Source organism: Desulfospira joergensenii DSM 10085 (genome assembly GCF_000420085.1).
Classification (GTDB): domain Bacteria; phylum Desulfobacterota; class Desulfobacteria; order Desulfobacterales; family Desulfobacteraceae; genus Desulfospira; species Desulfospira joergensenii.
Map to the genome: position 1 here is coordinate 2,059,064 of NZ_ATUG01000002.1, position 17,037 is coordinate 2,076,100.

17 protein-coding genes and 2 tRNA genes are annotated in these 17,037 nt (G+C 46.6%); 17 read left to right on the forward strand and 2 right to left on the reverse strand.

The features are described 5' to 3' along the window. Nucleotides 1–36: 36 nt before the first annotated feature. From F608_RS0122315 to F608_RS0122355, 9 genes are all read left to right on the forward strand, one after another. The gene (locus F608_RS0122315; RefSeq protein ID WP_022667929.1) at nt 37–384 is read left to right on the forward strand and encodes a hypothetical protein; all 348 of its coding nucleotides are present in this window, start codon (nt 37–39) and stop codon (nt 382–384) included. Between the two features lie 3 nt (nt 385–387). Next, nucleotides 388–2,571 carry a hypothetical protein gene (locus tag F608_RS0122320; RefSeq protein WP_022667930.1) on the forward strand — a complete coding sequence of 728 codons (2,184 nt, stop codon included), beginning with the start codon at nt 388–390 and terminating at the stop codon, nt 2,569–2,571. A gap of 38 nt (nt 2,572–2,609) precedes the next feature. After that, complete coding sequence (locus F608_RS0122325; protein ID WP_022667931.1) at nt 2,610–2,966, forward strand: hypothetical protein; 357 nt, start codon at nt 2,610–2,612, stop codon at nt 2,964–2,966. Beyond that, nucleotides 2,947–3,345: a DUF5675 family protein gene (locus tag F608_RS33025; RefSeq protein ID WP_022667932.1), complete on the forward strand. Its 399-nt coding sequence runs from the start codon at nt 2,947–2,949 to the stop codon at nt 3,343–3,345. The genes F608_RS0122325 and F608_RS33025 overlap by 20 nt, the downstream gene beginning before the upstream one ends. Before the next feature lie 143 nt (nt 3,346–3,488). Continuing rightward, on the forward strand, nt 3,489–4,070 hold the full coding sequence (locus F608_RS0122335) for a hypothetical protein (protein WP_022667933.1): 582 nt from the start codon (nt 3,489–3,491) through the stop codon (nt 4,068–4,070). Further along, nucleotides 4,048–4,539 carry a hypothetical protein gene (locus F608_RS0122340; protein ID WP_022667934.1) on the forward strand — a complete coding sequence of 164 codons (492 nt, stop codon included), beginning with the start codon at nt 4,048–4,050 and terminating at the stop codon, nt 4,537–4,539. Before F608_RS0122335 ends, F608_RS0122340 begins: the two co-directional genes overlap by 23 nt. Before the next feature lie 225 nt (nt 4,540–4,764). Then, nucleotides 4,765–5,085 (forward strand): hypothetical protein, encoded by a 321-nt coding sequence (locus F608_RS33030; protein ID WP_022667935.1) that lies wholly within the window; start codon nt 4,765–4,767, stop codon nt 5,083–5,085. Then, nucleotides 5,082–5,432: a hypothetical protein gene (locus tag F608_RS0122350; protein ID WP_022667936.1), complete on the forward strand. Its 351-nt coding sequence runs from the start codon at nt 5,082–5,084 to the stop codon at nt 5,430–5,432. The genes F608_RS33030 and F608_RS0122350 overlap by 4 nt, the downstream gene beginning before the upstream one ends. 558 nt (nt 5,433–5,990) lie before the next feature. Then, nucleotides 5,991–8,588 (forward strand): NACHT domain-containing protein, encoded by a 2,598-nt coding sequence (locus F608_RS0122355; RefSeq protein WP_022667937.1) that lies wholly within the window; start codon nt 5,991–5,993, stop codon nt 8,586–8,588. A 423-nt stretch (nt 8,589–9,011) separates the two neighbouring features. On the opposite strand, the gene F608_RS0122360 is transcribed toward F608_RS0122355, so the two are convergent. Both F608_RS0122360 and F608_RS0122365 read right to left on the reverse strand, forming a co-directional pair. After that, a tRNA-Ser gene (locus F608_RS0122360) sits at nt 9,012–9,104 on the reverse strand. Nucleotides 9,105–9,114: 10 nt separating this feature from the next. Next, nucleotides 9,115–9,202, reverse strand: a tRNA-Ser gene (locus F608_RS0122365). Between the two features lie 187 nt (nt 9,203–9,389). Here F608_RS0122365 and F608_RS0122375 point away from each other — a divergent pair. The 8 genes from F608_RS0122375 (at nt 9,390) to mutL (ending at nt 16,722) form a co-directional block, all read left to right on the forward strand. Beyond that, complete coding sequence (locus tag F608_RS0122375) at nt 9,390–9,626, forward strand: hypothetical protein (protein ID WP_153307565.1); 237 nt, start codon at nt 9,390–9,392, stop codon at nt 9,624–9,626. Nucleotides 9,627–9,686: 60 nt separating this feature from the next. Beyond that, nucleotides 9,687–10,139, forward strand: a complete 453-nt coding sequence (locus F608_RS0122380; RefSeq protein ID WP_022667940.1) for a hypothetical protein — start codon at nt 9,687–9,689, stop codon at nt 10,137–10,139. Beyond that, on the forward strand, nt 10,135–11,802 hold the full coding sequence (gene argS, locus F608_RS0122385; RefSeq protein ID WP_027363024.1) for an arginine--tRNA ligase: 1,668 nt from the start codon (nt 10,135–10,137) through the stop codon (nt 11,800–11,802). Before F608_RS0122380 ends, argS begins: the two co-directional genes overlap by 5 nt. Before the next feature lie 8 nt (nt 11,803–11,810). Beyond that, entirely contained in the window at nt 11,811–12,686 is an 876-nt protein-coding gene (locus F608_RS0122390; protein WP_022667942.1) for an SPOR domain-containing protein, read from the forward strand. 2 nt (nt 12,687–12,688) lie between these two features. Continuing rightward, the gene (gene gatC, locus F608_RS0122395; RefSeq protein ID WP_022667943.1) at nt 12,689–12,976 is read left to right on the forward strand and encodes an Asp-tRNA(Asn)/Glu-tRNA(Gln) amidotransferase subunit GatC; all 288 of its coding nucleotides are present in this window, start codon (nt 12,689–12,691) and stop codon (nt 12,974–12,976) included. A gap of 225 nt (nt 12,977–13,201) precedes the next feature. After that, on the forward strand, nt 13,202–14,674 hold the full coding sequence (gene gatA / locus F608_RS0122400; RefSeq protein ID WP_022667945.1) for an Asp-tRNA(Asn)/Glu-tRNA(Gln) amidotransferase subunit GatA: 1,473 nt from the start codon (nt 13,202–13,204) through the stop codon (nt 14,672–14,674). 12 nt (nt 14,675–14,686) lie between these two features. Then, nucleotides 14,687–14,872, forward strand: a complete 186-nt coding sequence (locus F608_RS0122405) for a hypothetical protein (RefSeq protein WP_022667946.1) — start codon at nt 14,687–14,689, stop codon at nt 14,870–14,872. A 5-nt stretch (nt 14,873–14,877) separates the two neighbouring features. Continuing rightward, nucleotides 14,878–16,722 carry a DNA mismatch repair endonuclease MutL gene (gene mutL, locus F608_RS0122410; protein ID WP_022667947.1) on the forward strand — a complete coding sequence of 615 codons (1,845 nt, stop codon included), beginning with the start codon at nt 14,878–14,880 and terminating at the stop codon, nt 16,720–16,722. Nucleotides 16,723–17,037: the final 315 nt, after the last annotated feature.

The window sequence follows — 17,037 nt, forward strand, 5'->3', positions numbered from 1 at the left end:
TTTTTTTTAGGGAAGAAAAATTAAAGGAGAAGTGAAATGAAAAAATTGAGGTCTTTGTTCATAATATTATTTTTTTTAACGGTTCTTATAGAGTTAGCATATGCCACGATCCGGGAACCCATTGTCACGCCGCTGAACACATCTACATATACCGCTATTGTGGCGGTATATCCGTGTCCAAACGGTTTCACAGTCTGGGTGGAAGATGAAACCGGATACTACTATGCCACTGACCAGGCCGGAACAAATCCAGTCGAAATGAACGGAAGAGGGGCCATGACCTTCCCTGATTCTACCGTGAAAGGAGAAACAATCATCTGGATAAAGGCCAAAACCGGCACCCCTAATTTCATTCTCCAGCCGGCCAGGAGAGGAGGCAGATAATCCGTGAAAAAGCTTTTCTTTCTTCTCTTTGTTTCCCTTCTCGTCATTTCCTCGGCCTGGTCTGGGGGGATTGTTCTTGATGATAGTCCTCTTCAGATTGGTGGCGGCATAATCAGATCTCGTTTTGACGATGCGGGTCTTTACAAATACGCATTCTATTTTGAGCCGAAAAAAATCTTAATGGACCAGGTGTCCGGCCAGCCAATGATCGTCCAGGATCTCCTTGCCGGTCGGCCCGGGTATAATGGTACCGTTCACGGGGTAGGGGAGGCCGTTGTTGATTCGGATGGGCTTTTGACCTATGGGGCTTATACGAATCTCATTTTTTGGTCTGAAGATATCAGTAATGCTTTATGGTGGACATTTGGGGCTAGTAAAGAGGCGCCAAACAGATTCGTGGGGCTGGAACAGGGAGCCCTTGTTGCCCAGGACATAACAACTATTGAGGGCATGCTCTATACGTTCTCATTTGTTGCGTCAATACCTCCAGGGGCACAGACAGACAACTATCGTATTGCCCATTATGGTTCAGCATCTGCCTCTTGGACAGCACTGCCCATAACGACATTCCCCAAACCGTTCTCGGTTACTGTTCTCGGTAAAGAAGGTGGCGGTATTGTAAATTTTGGAATCCAGGACTGGAACACATCAGACTGGGCTGAAATCACAGTCACTGATTTTCAGGTCACAGAAACACCCTATGCCCTCCCATACGTCAGAACAGAGGGATCCGCAGTAAGTGTTCCTGAGAACTACAGTGATGCCGACCAGGGGCTTAAGTTCCAGATGGTTCCTGATGAGGTCGGAAGTGTTTATACAGGACCAGTAATAGGACAAGAACTAATTGTTAATGGCCAATTTACTGACACAACATCTGTAGATACTACCGTTGCACCGTTTACGGGATGGGATAATTTATCTACTCATGATGCAAATAATAAATGCACAATTGAAAATGGAGCTTGTCGCTTAATATCAGACGGAACCTATACCGGTATCGGGGCGCCACCGTCAGTAATAGGTAAATGTTATGAACTGAATATTGAAATTGTAGAAGTAATTTCTGGTCAACTTGCTGTGCTAGATGGGTTCTTAAATACTCTTGGTCTATTAGATTCGCCTGGAACATATAAATTTAGATATAAAGCTACAGAAGAATGGGGTGTTCATCTTAAAAGGTATATTACAGATGGACCGACAAACATCGTTTTCGATAATGTTTCATTGAGAGAGGTATCTCGAAACATGGGGATGCCCAAGTTATTTGGTGCGCTGGATGGGACTTATACGAATCTTATGCTCTGGTCTGAAGATATCAGTAATGCAGCATGGGATGGCTATGAGGTAAATGTTGCCGGGCCTAATAAGTTCACGGCGACTGGTGTTACTGGTGGGATGTCCCAGGACATTGAAACCACAGAAGGGGCTTTATACACATTTTCGTTTGCAGCATCAGTCCCCGTAGGTGCCCAAACAACCGGTTATTACATAATGCATTATCAAAGTGGCACACTCAGTGATCCAGGATATAATATTACCAATCTTGTCCTCACAAATGAGCCGACTCGTTATTCTGTGACTGTTTTAGGCAGACCAGGAGGTGGGGCGATTTCATTTGGAATTGAGGATGATAACGAAGCTAACTGGGCCGAAATTACAGTTACAGATTTCCAAGTTACCGAAACCCCATGCATCATGCCTTATGTAAAAACAGAAGATTCTGAAGTTTCTGCGGGACAGACTTCTGGAGAAATGGTGATTGAGTGGGTGCCGATGTTTGATTATGATGATGGGATAACCTCAGCCACTGAATCCATTGGAATTATTTCTTCCAGAAATGAAGAACAAAATTTCGTCTACTTACAGCGAGATAGCGATTGGGCAACAAAATCAACTATCCGTATTTCAGATGAAACTGGATCAGCCACAGCGGTTGATTTCCAATGGCAAAAAGCGGTCCCATATACTCTCCGTATTATCTATGGCCCTCATCCTGGGTATAGCAATGCTCAGAAAATGCAGGTGGTTGTTACCGATGGAACCACAACCTGGGATTCTGGGGTTGAGGATTTCGATGAATCGTTTGACCCCGAAGAATTCCTGTCCATGGCCTTTGGTAACGGATTCCCTCAATACATAAAATCCATCAAAATCTACAAGGAACCTAAGTCATGGTTGACAAATTAATGCGGCATAAATGGGCTTGTGAATAGGAGGAGCGGGGCATGGGTCAACCGGTTAGTTATGAAGCTATCGTGATATCTGGACTCTGCGGTGTTGGGCTTAAAATTGTCTGGGATTGGGCAATTTCTGGAAGGATCAAAAAAGAAGCCCCATACGTCACATCTAAAGAGTGCGAAACCCATCGGGAGAAATGCTGTATCGCCCAAACTAAACGAGATGTTTCAAATCTCAATGTCCGTGTCACTGGCACTGAAAAGCAACTTGACGAAGGGAAAAAAACATTCAGTGAAATTCAAACGGATATAAAGGGCATTAACAAGTCAATAACCAAGATTGCCGCGACAATGGAATTCTTGAAACCGGAAAAAGTGGTAACCCATGGATCACATCGAAATTGACAGGAAAGAGTCCTCTGCCACCGAAACAATCAGTTTCATGACGGTTAACGGCCAGGCCTTCGGGGTTGTCCTGGAACCCCCAAAAAAAGGCAATGAACAGGATATTTCTTGTATCCCCACGGGCGTTTATAAGGCCAGAAAGTATGAATCCCAGAAATTCGGGCGGACCTGCATCGCCCTCTATGATGTTTACGGACGGGAATACATTTCCATTCACAACGGGATCCACCATCTCCATACCAAGGGATGCCTGATTGTCGGGCTATATTCCGGGGAGTACGACGGGAAACGGGCCGTCATGAAGTCCAAGGCGGCCCTTAAAATGCTCACCGATATGGTGGGCGATGATATCAGGGTAACGATTAGGGAGGCTTTTTAAAATGAATTTGACCCCATGGACCAAACGCTTTGCACTGGTCTGCCTGGCTACATGCATAACCACTGCTATTATTTGTCGGGAAAGCCACATTGCCGCTTTTTTAGCTGGGGGCATGCTGACCATAATTAATCCGGAGAAGAAAAATGGATAAAGAACTCCTGCGCATTGCCGGCCGTGCAATCAAAAGAGTCTATGACGGTGAATGCCAGGACATGGGTTCTACAGAATGTGCTTTAACCCTTGAAATCTACCGGGGAAACCCCATCCAGGTCCTGGCTATCGGTGGCTCAAATGAGGGGATTGACTGGTTCTGGAATGCGCTCATGGTGTCATGGGACGGTGTGAAATACTGCTCTTATCTGTCCGCCCAGAGGATAGCAAGGCGTTTTTCCCGGGATAAGACAATGCCCTTACTGGTGACCGGGCACTCCAAGTCTGGACCCACCGCCTTGTACTGGAAAAAACGATATGGTGCCGATTCCTGCATTTCCTTTTGTCCGGCCAGGGGCTTCCGAAAACCGATTCCCCTAGACAACACGATCATTGTAATTGATCCGGACGATCCGGTACCCAAACTCGGGGCCCTGAACTTCAGGCACCCCATTTGTGAAAAAATAATTCTCCCGGATGACCATAAGGGGCTTTCCGTGGGGGATCATTTTATAGACCATATAATCAATTATTTTGAAAAGGAGGAAGGAAATGAGTGTATTGAAGTGGCTTGAAACCCTGGTTATTTTGGCCCTGGTTTCTATGGGTTTGACATTGATGATGGGATGCTCTGGAAAAGGAGGCCTCTCAGTAGCGGATATCTACCCCAATGCCTGTGATTCCATTGAGCCCGGGGAATCCTATTTCTGTGATTGGGCAAAGGAACTCGGGATCGATAATTTAAGCTTGTTTGTTGACGGGATCATGGTTGCCAATGTCTTTGTCATTGAAAGCGGTAAAGCCTATACAAAAGAGGAATGTATTGCTGCCGTGAAAAGCCTGCGTTCCTTTGTGGAAAATCCGGTATCATACTTCGCCCTGGCAACGCAGCTCGGTAAAATCGTGGATAAGTACCCGCTTGTATTTCAGGCTTCAGCGGATATTATGGGTAAAATGGTGGTCAATACCATGATCATGAAGACCAAGGACCGTGAACTGGCTTTAGCCCGGCTTGATCAAGTGCTTGCCGGCCTTGGCACATGACCGAGAAAATGATAAATTGAATTTGCTCCAGGCGGTCTGGGGCAATCAGCTTTTAAAAAGAGGGGGACTACTTGGTCCCCCTCTTTTTTTATGGCGAATTTGATATTCAAGTTTGTTATGTATAAACCTGATTTTTTCGGATGGGCTTGCAATGAAATCAAAAATAAGGTTACTCTCCAATAATCTTGCTTCTTTTCAATCACTTAATTCAATTAAGGAGATTTCATGAAGATTAAAAAATTTCAGCAATTAAGGTTAGTGGCCATTTTAATATTTGCTATGGCCATTTCTGGGTGTGCAATCAGCAAAAAGACGTATCTGCCTGATGGAAGTGAAGGATATAGTATTAGCTGTGACGGGGCGGCAGTTGGGATAAATGTTTGTTTTGAAAAAGCCGGGGAACTGTGTGGTTCAAAAGGCTATGAAATTTTTAATCGGGAAGGTCAATATGTGCCCTTTGCGATGGGATCAGTAAATGGGAATCAGGCCTTTGTAACCTATGGTTCTTTCAACACAAAAAGTATTATGATTAGGTGCAAAAAATGAAGTCAGAAGTGGAATTTTATCAGCTAAAAAAATATTGGATAACAGGGAAAGAATTTGAACTCAATGGGGAAAAAGTTACTGTTAAGGTTGTTGGATTATATGTTGATACCGAGAAGATGTGGAGTTACGAGTTAAGCAACGGCGAGATTTTATATAGAAAAAAACCAATCTGTCTTTGTTGTGAAAAAAACATACCAGATGAAAGGCCACGGATTTGTCCAATTTGTGATCATACATTCAAAGGAAATGGATGGGACGGTATTGACAGCCATTGGCGTGCTGAACATGAAGACATAATGATATATGAAGATTTTTGGGATTCCCTTTGTCCGAAACATAAGGAATAGAGCGAAATCTAAGAGTAAAGATTATACATTATTATCCGCCCTTTTCGAGATCTTAGCGGTAATCCACCAAATTCAATTTTATAGAATACAAACTTGATTTTAAAAATCATGGTTGCAATAAGTCCAGAAATCAAGTTACTCTCCAATAAACCTGAATCTTGGGTTTCTGGCACGGCCACTATATCTTGCGATTTGACAATTTCAGAAAAAGAGATCAATTATACCATAAATGCTCTCCCTGGTATTGCTTGTCTTGGGGAGATCATGCAAATAAATGTTTGGGTAAGAAATTTAGATTAATTCAAATATATTTACTTCTGTCGAATACATTTTCAAAACATTCTACCTCGAATTTTCTTTACACCCCCCGGCCATGCTGATATGCAATTCGAACAGACATTATAAATGATAGCTGTTTCGGTTCTCAATCCTTCTGGCATGATATGCGGCAAGATATCAGATCGTCGAAGATGACCGGACGGGGGCAACCGCTTGTTATGGTCTGTGAAAATTCTCGTAAATTACAGTGCTCATCTTAGTTGAGATGGAGGTATTTTCATGAGTCAAAATAGTCGATTAAAAATTTTTATAAGCTATTCACATTTGGATGAAAATCATATCGATTTATTTCTTAAACATATAGCCCCCTTAAAAAGAAATCAGTCAATCGAAAATTGGTATGATCGAAAAATACTCGCAGGGAAAGATTATCAAGACGAAATCGATAATAACCTTGAAGATGCAGATATCATTTGCCTTTTTATTTCAGCCAATTTTCTTGCATCCAATGCATGTATGGAAGAACGCGATGTTGCTATAGAGTTGGTAGAGAAAAAAGGGATTACTGTTATCCCTATCATCCTATCTCCATGCGGTTGGTCAGATGACCACGAGTTAAGAAGGCTTTTGGCCTTACCTACAGACGGAAAACCTATAACAAAATTCGATGATGATAACATCGCATGGAATGATGTCTATAAATCGTTAAGGGATGTAATAAATAATCTTTTTAAGATAAAGGAACTCAAAATAAACGATGGTTTCAGGGAATTCTTAAATAATGCCGATCTTTTGTCGAAGGCTCATTCCCAGAAAGATCAAGTCCTGTTGGAAGACATTTTTGTCCATACTGAATTATCAAAGTTTGATTATCTTAGGGAATATGAAAAAAAAATAACCTCCCACGAGTTAATTGAACAGTTCTACGGATATTCAAAAATTTTAATAGCAGGGGAGAGTCAATCTGGAAAAACAACATTATGTAAGCAAATTTTCGTATCTTTGCGAGAAATGAATTTTGTTCCCATTTATATTTTCGATAGAACTTTTCAATTCCAAGGAAAGATGGAGAATAGAATAGCCGCAGCTTTCAAAGACCAATACACAGATATAAATTTAGATGAAATCGATCCAAAACGTATCGTCCCAATCATAGATGATTTTTTTATGGCAAAGAATAGAGAGAGGCATATACGTGATTTATCGATTTATAAATTTCAGGTAATCGTTGTTGATGACATCTTTAATTTAAACCTTAAAGATGAAACTTTAATCAAACAATACATCCATTTTAGAATTGAAGAGCTCACACCATTATTGCAAAATGAGTTAATAAAAAAATGGGCATATTTATCAGATGAGAAAAATGGAAATCACAGTCAAGACAATTCACTATACAAACAAATAGATGAAAAAACTGAATTGGTTAATACGACTTTAGGGAAGATCTTTGGGAAAGGCATTATGCCTGCATATCCATTTTTCATACTTTCTATTATCAGTACATATGAAACTTTTGCAAAACCACTTGATCAAGAAATAACCTCTCAAGGTTATTGCTATCAAGCTTTCATTTATATGTACCTTAGAAAACAAGGTGTAAAGAATGAGGATATAGATACCTATATAAATTTCCTGACAGAATTATCCTTCTTTTTTTATTTAAAGCATAAAAACGAAATATCTATTGATGAATTCTCTCAATTTATCGAATCGTACTTGGAGGAATTTAATCTTCCAGTTGAACAAAAAATACTGATTGAGAGGCTTCAAAAATCACACATAATTGCTATCGATAGTTTTAATAATTGTTATTTTTGTTACAAGTACCTCTATTATTTTTTTGTAGCTAAATACCTGGCTGAACACGTTGGAGAAAACAGACATATTATTGATGATCTTATTAAAAATCTGCATAAAAATGAAAATGCCTATATTTCAATATTCATCTCTCATCACTCTAAGGAGACAGTAATTTTAGACGAAATTGTTCTAAACGCTCTCTGTTTATTCGATAATTATGAACCTGCAACTTTAAGTGATAAAGAACTCAATTTTTTTGATGATCAGGTAGATGAAATAGTAAATGCAGTGCTGCCTCCACCTAATGTGACTCCTGAAATGGTACGAGAAGAAAGACTAAATGGTCCTAAAGAACATATTGAAGACAAGATACAGGCGGATGCTGTTGGGGTTTTTGAAGAAGATCAAGAATTAGTAAGCAATTTACGAAGAAGCATTAAAACAGTAGAGGTGATGGGCTGCATCATTAAAAACCGTGCAGGCTCTTTGAACCGTGCGAGACTTGAGTCAATGTTTGAAGAGGCGATGGACGTTCATTTAAGAATCCTGTCCTCATTCTTTAAATTAATAAAAACAGAGGAAGAACAACAAGAAATCATAAATTATATCTCTGAAAATCTGAAATTATTTATCGAAGATACGCTTGAGAAAAAAAGAAAAGAAGGCAAGAAAGAGAGAGAACCAACGCATGAAGAGCTTGAAAAACTCTCTAAAAATATATTTTGGAATATTAATTTTATGACAATATTTGGACTGGTGAACAAAATAATTACATCTATCGGGTCAAATAAACTCTTACAAATAGCGGATTCTGTCTGTAATCGAAGAGATACGCCAGCGGCGTTTCTAATAAAGCATGGCATTTTTATGTGGTATAATAAAAATTTACAATTGGATGAAATTACAAAAAAAATTGACCAAGATGGGTTTTCAAGGATTGCTAAGAAAATAATGAACTATTTAATAGTAGATCATTGTTCAATGCATAGCATCAGCTACAAGGACAAACAAAGGATTGAGCAGAAATTCGGTGTGTCGTCTAAAAAACTTTTAGAGTGTGTACTTAGAGAGTAATTACCTTTTTAAGCTGAATGCAGACAATAATCACCTTATGGCCATCTTAGAGCAATTCGACAATCAACATGCACCAGATTTCACCGGTGATGTTGGCGTTAGGAATTGGCGACCCCAGAATATGTCTATTATCCGTCGCTTTCACCCAAATATATTGCCCACTACATCTTGGGGGTGCCTCTTCCGGATGAGAATTCAACTTTAGTATCCTGCTTTTCGAAGGCTTATCAGAAATCCATAAAAATTATTTTTTAGATTTTCGAAAAGAGAGGAGGCTCACATAGTCCCCCCTCTTTTTTGGGTGGTGTCAAAAGTAGAGGGAAAAATTGTCTCATTTGAATAAAAGGTCACACTAAAGGTCACACTGAGACAACAAAAAGGGCCTTAAATCAAGATCAGATTTAAGGCCCTATTGCTTATTTGTGGCGGAGAAGGAGAGATTCGAACTCTCGGTACAGGTTTCCCCGTACACTCGCTTAGCAGGCGAGCACCTTCAGCCAGCTCGGTCACTTCTCCGTGTCAAATCTGGCGGAGGAGGTAGGATTCGAACCCACGAAGCTGTTACACTTAACGGTTTTCAAGACCGCCGCCTTCAGCCGCTCGGCCACTCCTCCCAAATTAACCAGGGTTATATATCATCTTGGGTAGGGCAGGTCAATATAAAAAAAATAGCGAGAACGGCGAGAACAGCTGGGACAGCGAGAACAGCAAATGAAGAAAACTGATTTTAACGGGGGCCAGTTTCCGGTTGTATATCAGGGGAGAAACCGGACAGGGAATCCAGTTTGCCGGAGCGTTTGTTTGGATCGATCAGGAAAAGAGCAAGGCTGGAAAAACATGGCCCGGCAGATAAAAGGCCTGTCTCAATTCGTCCAAAAGGAGCCGGAGTTACGCCCAAAGACAGGGATTGATCAATCAGAAGCGTTTTTTATGTGCTGCCGGGAGAATAAGAAGGGCGCAGGACAGCGGCTGTTCTCGCCGTTCTCGGTGATAAATGGTTCTTGCCGGGTCTTCCTGGAGACGCTTTTAAATCATTGACATGGAGGCCGGTTGAGCTATATTAAAAAGTTTCAGGTTTACTTTTAAAGGAGAGATTGAATGAGACAGAAAATGACGTTTGAAAGAAATATAAAAGATGGGATCCTCACGGTACTGGAGTTGAGTGAGGTGGATCCGGGTGTGGTCATGCCCCTCCATGAAGAGGATTATGATCTGAGGGAGATCGTCGAGGCTTCGGGCCAGGGTCTGGAGCAGTTCAAGGCGGTCTTGAGGCGGAAAAGCCTGTTCCCTACCCACGACCTTTGCGCCAAGCTTTTTGAAGGAACCAAGGGCTTTTTTAAAAACGAGTCCGAGGAAAAGATCACCATAGAGTATAATGATACGGAATCCTTTCCCGTTGAGGAGGAGTTCCACCTGGAAGAAAGCGATGTGGAGCTGGATGCCCTTCTTGATGAGGACGGGGATACCAAAGAGGACGAGATCAAGGAGATCGATTCCGAAGACGACACACCCAAGTTCACCCCTGAAGACACGTCCGAACATGAAAATTAAAGATCAAATCAAAGAGCTTGTCCTCAATGCGGCAAAGTCCGCCTTTGAGAACGGGAGCCTTACCTCGGGCCAGGTTCCGGACATGGAAGTTGAGGAGCCCAAACACCAGGCCCAGGGAGATCTGTCCACCAACTTTGCCATGGTTTCCGCCGGGGTTCAGAAAATGCCCCCCCGTAAAATTGCCGAGGCCGTGGTTTCTCAACTGGAACCCCTCAGTTTTATCGAAAAAGTGGAGATCGCCGGTCCCGGGTTTATCAATTTCTTTTTGTCTGCTTCGGCCTGGCAGCCGGTTGTAGAAGAGGTACTTGGGCGGGACAGGGACTATGGCCGGTCTGACATGGGCCGGGAAAAAAAGGTCCAGGTGGAATTTGTCAGTGCCAATCCCACGGGTCCCCTTCACGTGGGACACGGACGCGGGGCAGCCGTGGGTGATTCCGTGGGAAATATTCTTTCCTTTGCCGGATTTGACGTCCAGAAAGAGTACTATATCAATGATTCCGGCCGCCAGATCCGGACCCTTGGCACCTCGGTATGGCTCAGACTTAAGGAAAAGGCGGGTAAGAGTCTTGAGTATCCCGAGGACTGCTACCAGGGAGTCTATATCAAAGATCTGGCAGACAAGATCCTTGAACGGGAAGGGGAGGATTTCCCGGACCAGGATGATGAGGAGGGAATTCAGATCTGCGCCCGGTTTGCCGCCGGAGAGATTCTGGCCGGCATCCGTCAGGATCTTGAAGACTTCGGCGTCGGTTTTGATCAATGGTTCAGCGAACAGAGCCTCTATGACTCCGGCCGGGTGGAAAAGGCCATTCAAGATCTTCAGACCCGGGATCTGGTCTATGAAAAAGAAGGAGCCCTCTGGTTCAGGAGTACGAATTTCGGGGATGAAAAAGACCGGGTGGTGGTGAGAAACAACGGTTTGACCACCTATTTCGCTTCGGACATTGCCTATCATATGGAAAAATTCGAGAGAGGATTTCACCGGGTCATTGATGTCTGGGGAGCCGACCACCACGGATATATCAAGCGGCTGGAGGCCTCTGTGGTTGCTTCGGGATATAAAAGCGAGCAATTTGACGTGATTCTGGTTCAGCTGGTCAACCTTCTGCGCGGGGGCAAGCCGGTTCAGATGTCCACCCGGGCCGGGGAATTTGTCACCCTTAAGGATATTGTGGATGAAGTGGGCAGGGATGCGGCCAGGTTCATGTTTTTAAGCCGCAGCTATGATTCGGGCCTGGATTTTGATCTGGAAGTGGCCAAACAGAAAAATTCCGATAACCCGGTCTACTATGTCCAGTATGTCCATGCCAGGATAACGGGAATTCTTTTAAAGGCAAAGGATCAGGGCCTGATCCCGGAGATCGATTTTAACAGGGGCATGGATCTTTCCCGCCTGGAAGAGGCAGAGGAGATCAAACTCATCAAGATCCTGGCCGGTTTCAGGGAACAGGTGGAAAAGAGTGCGGAGACCCTTCATCCTCACGTGATTTTTACCTATCTTTCAACCCTGGCCTCGGCATTCCACGGATATTACAACCGGCACAAGGTAATCACGGATGACCCGTCCCTGTCCCTGGCCAGGCTCAGCCTGGTCCTGGCCGTTAAAAAGGTAATCCGGAACGGCCTGGGGCTTCTTGGGGTCACGGCTCCGGAAAGAATGTAGGATCTTTGATGAAGGGGATTTTGAAATTTTCCATCTACGTGTTTATCGGGGGATGGATGTTTCTTCTGGGGATCATGGTGGGCCGGGGAAATTCTCCGGTGACCTTTGATACCCGGGGATTTCAGGAGAGACTGGCCTCCATTGCCCGGGAGTACGGGAAATCCTCTGAGGCCGGGGAAAAGCTTGAGCTTGAATTTTATGATGCCCTGAATGAATCAGCGGATTCGGTTGAGTCCGAGGTCCTGGAGGGAAAGATCAAGCCCAGAAAGACTTCTCTTATTGAAAAACCGGTCCTGACCCCTTCGAGTTTAAAGGATCCCGTGCCGGATCCTGAGAAATCCGAAACGCCGGTCAAAAAGAACTCTTCCAAAAAGAGCTTTGATGATCAAAAAGCCGCTGGGAAAAAGGAGAATCAGGTTCAGGATTCCCTGCCCTTAAAAGTCAGCAAAAAAGCCGCCACCCTGAACCGGGCCGCCCTTGCCCGGTCAAAAGCCGGCAGGACCGGTGAATCATCTCCGGCAAAGACAGACCCCCGGAAAAAGGCCGAGCCGGCTAAAAAAACAGCGGCCATAACATCCGGACCGACCCTTGGGAAGGAAACCGGACAAACCCCGGTTAAGAAGAAAGAACCGGTCGCTAAAAAGGCGGTTCGGTCCTATTATACCATCCAGGTGGCCTCCTATAGGGCCCTTAAAGATGCCCTGAGCCAGATGGCCCAGCTGGACAAGAAGGGGTTTTCATCCCGCCGGACCGAAAAGAAGATCAAGGAAACGGTCTGGCACAGGGTGAGATGCGGTTCCTTTGCCACCCATGAAGATGCCGCCGTATTTCTGGCCCAGCTGAAAAAGGCCGGATTTGACGGTTTGATTATAAAAAAGGAATAAAAATGAAGATATCCACGGATGAAGTTGAGAAGATCGCCCACCTTGCCCGGCTGGAAATTGATGAGGACCGGAAAAAATCCCTTGCCGGGCAGCTGAGCCATATCCTGGACTACATAGATAAGCTTAAGGACGTGGCCGTTGAGGGGGTAAAGCCTTCTTCAGGTGCGGCCTTTATCAATAACGTGCTCCGGGAGGATGAGGACAAGCCGTCCCCGGGGCCGGATGTGACCCTTGCCAATGCGCCGGAGAGGGATGAGGACTTTTACCTGGTTCCCAGAGTCGTTAAATAATGTTTTGGGGGGAATCTTCACCCATCTGCGGCGTTGCTGCAAAAATTTAAGATCCTCACGGACAAGAGTACGCTCCGGTCTTAAAATTCTTTGCGCCTTGACCTGGGCAAATCTTCACCCCAAAATCGGAGACTCGGCACGGGGAGAATTTTGAATGACGAGCGACGAATATTGAAAGTCTTCCCTTGGGCTTTCACAAATATAAACGATTAGGAATCGATTGAAATGGAACTTCATGAACTGACAATAAAACAGGCATCGGACCTGCTTGGCGAAAAAAAGATCTCCTCCAGGGAGCTGACCCGGGCTTTGCTGGACCGGATTGAGGCCCACGAGGGGAAGATCGACGCATTTGTCACCGTGGATCGGGACAAGGCCCTGGCCCAGGCGGATCAGGCGGATCAGGCCATTGCTTCGGGACAGGGGAAAATTTTTACCGGTATCCCCGTGGCTTTGAAAGATCTTCTCTGCACCCGGGGGATGAGAACCACCTGTTCCTCAAAGATCCTGGATAATTTTGTTCCCCAGTACGACGCCACCGTGGTGGAAAAGCTTAAAAAAGAGAAGGCCGTATTCATCGGGAAGACCAATATGGATGAGTTTGCCATGGGCTCTTCCACGGAAAATTCAGCCATCAAGAAGACCCGGAACCCCTGGAACCGGGATCATGTCCCCGGCGGTTCCTCCGGGGGATCTGCCGCAGCCGTGGCCGCCCGGTTCTGCAGCGGAGCCCTTGGAACCGATACCGGGGGCTCCATCCGCCAGCCCGCCTCCCACTGCGGTGTGGTGGGGCTGAAACCCACCTACGGCCGGGTGTCAAGATTCGGCATGGTGGCATTCGGATCTTCCCTGGATCAGATCGGGCCCCTTACCCGGGATGTCAGTGATGCCGCTCTGATGCTGAACCTGATCGCAGGCCATGATCCCAGGGATTCCACCAGCGCCGACAGGGAGGTGCCCGATTTTACCGGGGCCATGGCCGAAGTTGAAAAAAACTCCCTCAAAGGAATGAGGGCCGGGATCCCCAAAGAGTACCTGGGTATGGAAGGGATTGATCCCGAAGTGAGCCGGGTCTTTGAACAGGCAAGGAAAACCCTGGAGGATCTCGGGGTGGAGGTGATCGAGGTTTCCCTGCCCCATTCCGAGTATGTGGTGGCCGCCTATTATATCATTGCCCCCTGCGAGGCCAGCTCCAACCTGGCCCGGTTTGACGGGGTGAGGTACGGTTTCCGGTCGGAAGGCCGGGATGATCTCATCGATATGTACAAGCACACGAAATCAGAAGGGTTTGGTCCCGAGGTGCAAAGACGGATCATCATCGGTACCTATGCCCTTTCGGCCGGGTATTACGATGCCTATTACGGCCGGGCCTCCCAGGTCAGAACCCTGATCATGGAGGATTTTTCAAGGGCCTTTGACCAGTGCGACATCATCCTTTCCCCTGTGGCCCCTACACCGGCCTTTAAGATCGGAGAGAACACAGACGATCCCCTGACCATGTATTTGAGCGATATCTTTACCCTCTCGGCCAACATGGCCGGGGTTCCCGGGCTTTCGGTTCCGGCCGGTTTTTCATCTTCAGGACTGCCCATCGGGTTCCAGATGATGGGAGCCCGGTTTGATGAAATGTCCTTGCTCAGGGCCGGGTACGGTCTGGAGCAGGCACTGGATTTGAAACAAAAATTCCCCGAACTATAGGAGGAGGAAAAGATGTCCAATATTCAGCCCCAGGGAGAAGCCTTGAAAAAGGCCATTGAGTGGATATCGGAAAGGCGGAAAAAAGAACCGGATCTCAATCCCAGCCGCCTGGCCGATGAGGCTGCCCTGCAGTTTGACCTGAGCCCCAGGGATTCCGAGTTTCTTCTCCGGTTCGTAAAAGAGGATGAAACCGGGTAACTCCCATGGCTGAAATCCGGATTCTACCTGATATCCTGTCCAATCAAATCGCTGCCGGAGAGGTGGTGGCGCGGCCGGCCTCCGTGGTCAAGGAACTGGTGGAAAACAGCATCGACGCGGGAGCCCAAAGGATCAGCGTGGAAATCGAAAACGGCGGGAAAAGGCTGATCCGGATTTCGGACGACGGGGCAGGGCTCACCCGGGACCAGGCCCTGCTCTCCATTGAACGGTACGCCACCTCAAAGATCTTTACCCGGGAGGATCTGTTTTCCATTGCCACATTCGGATTCCGGGGGGAGGCCCTTCCCTCCATTGCCTCGGTGTCCAGGTTCTGCCTGGTCACCCGGACCCGTGACAGCGATATCGGCACCCGGATCGATATCTCCGGGGGCAGGCTCTCGGATGTCTCCGATACCGGTGCCCCTCCGGGAACCATGGTGGAGGTGAAGAATCTCTTCTTTAACACCCCGGCCCGGCGTAAATTTTTAAAATCACAGGCCACGGAAACCGGCCACATCGCCGATACCCTGTCCGGCATGGCCCTGGGCAATCCCGGTATCGGGTTCAGGCTGATCATCAATCAAAAACAACTTAAGAATTTTCTGCCGGGCCAGAATAAGTTGGAGCGTTCCCGGGCCGTGCTGGGAAAAGATGCGGCAGACAGGCTTTTCAGACTTGAGGCCCAGGAGAACGATATCTTTGTGACCGGCACCTGTACCCATCCTTCGGTGACCCGGTCCGCATCCTCCCGGATATTTCTCTTTGTCAACAACCGCCTGGTCTATGACCGGGGGCTTATCGCCGCCGTGTTCCAGGGATACCGGGGCCGGATCATGAAGGGGAGGTTTCCCATGGGCACCGTTTATGTCCGCCTTCCCTTTGACCAGGTGGATGTGAATGTTCATCCCTCCAAGCGGGAAATCAAGTTTTTACATCCAGGCCCGGTATACCGCCTGGTGACCCGGGCTGTGGAAAAGGCCCTGGCCCAGGCCCAGGAAAATGTGATTCAATATGCTGGCCAGGGACGGGCAGATTTTACGGACGAGGCGGCTCAGCCCCCAGGGGAAAATGGTCCCCGTATCCCGTTTGATTCCGGACCGGATCCCAGGTCTGCAGAAAACAAACCCTTTGCCTGGCATGGAGCCGGCCTTCCGGAAAAGGTGGAGCAGGCCCCTATCCAATGGGGAGCCAGGGAATCGTACAGGGAGCCCCTGGAAGCTTGCCCTCCTGACCCCCCTCTGCCCCGGGAGCCGGAAAAAAGGGAAGGGGACCCGGAGGACCGGATACGGATTCTCGGCCAGGTCATGAATACCTATATCCTGGCGGAAAAACATGGCTCCCTGATCATGGTGGATCAGCATGCCGCCCATGAGCGGATCGTCTACGAGCAATTGAAGAGACGCCACCAGAGCCTTTCCGTCCAGAGCCAGACCCTTTTGGCCCCTGAGACCCTGGAACTGGGCCACCGGGAGGCCGACCTTCTGTCCGGGGTTCTGGACGATCTGTCCGGCCTGGGGCTTAAGATCGAGCCCTTTGGCCCTGCGACCTTTGCCGTCCGGGCGGTTCCCGCCCTGATCGCGGAAAAGGATATACAAAGTCTGGTTCTGGAGATCGTGGACAGCCTGGTGAATAAAAAGGATTCTGTTTCCGGCTGGTTGGAGGAATGCCTCATCTCCATGGCCTGCCACACAGCGGTCCGGGCCAATAAGGAGATGAATCCAAGGGAAATGGAAAGCCTGCTCCAGGAGCTTTTCACCTGCGACAACCCCATGCACTGCCCCCACGGCCGGCCCACTCTGGTCTCCTTTGATCCGGCCCGCATGGAAAAGATGTTCAAGCGTCAGGTCTGAACCATAAAAATTCTTCACGCGCCTTCTGCTCTTTCTGGCGGATGAATCCTGTTGAATTTTTGTTTCACTACGAAGAGCACAAAGATCGCGAAGGGGTTTTGGGGGAAATTCAGGGCAAATCAGCGTGAAACATGCAGGGAATAAGGAATTTTTATAAAAAAATCCTTTTTTTAACTTGACCCGGGGAATGAATTTGCATATAACCATGGTAATTTCGCTAAGGGTAGCGGAATATGCCTTGCTGCCGGGTGTTCCGGTGCGGGGTTTTAAATGTAATTTTTTTTGTCTTCTTTTTAAAAGGAAGGGAAGATGGAA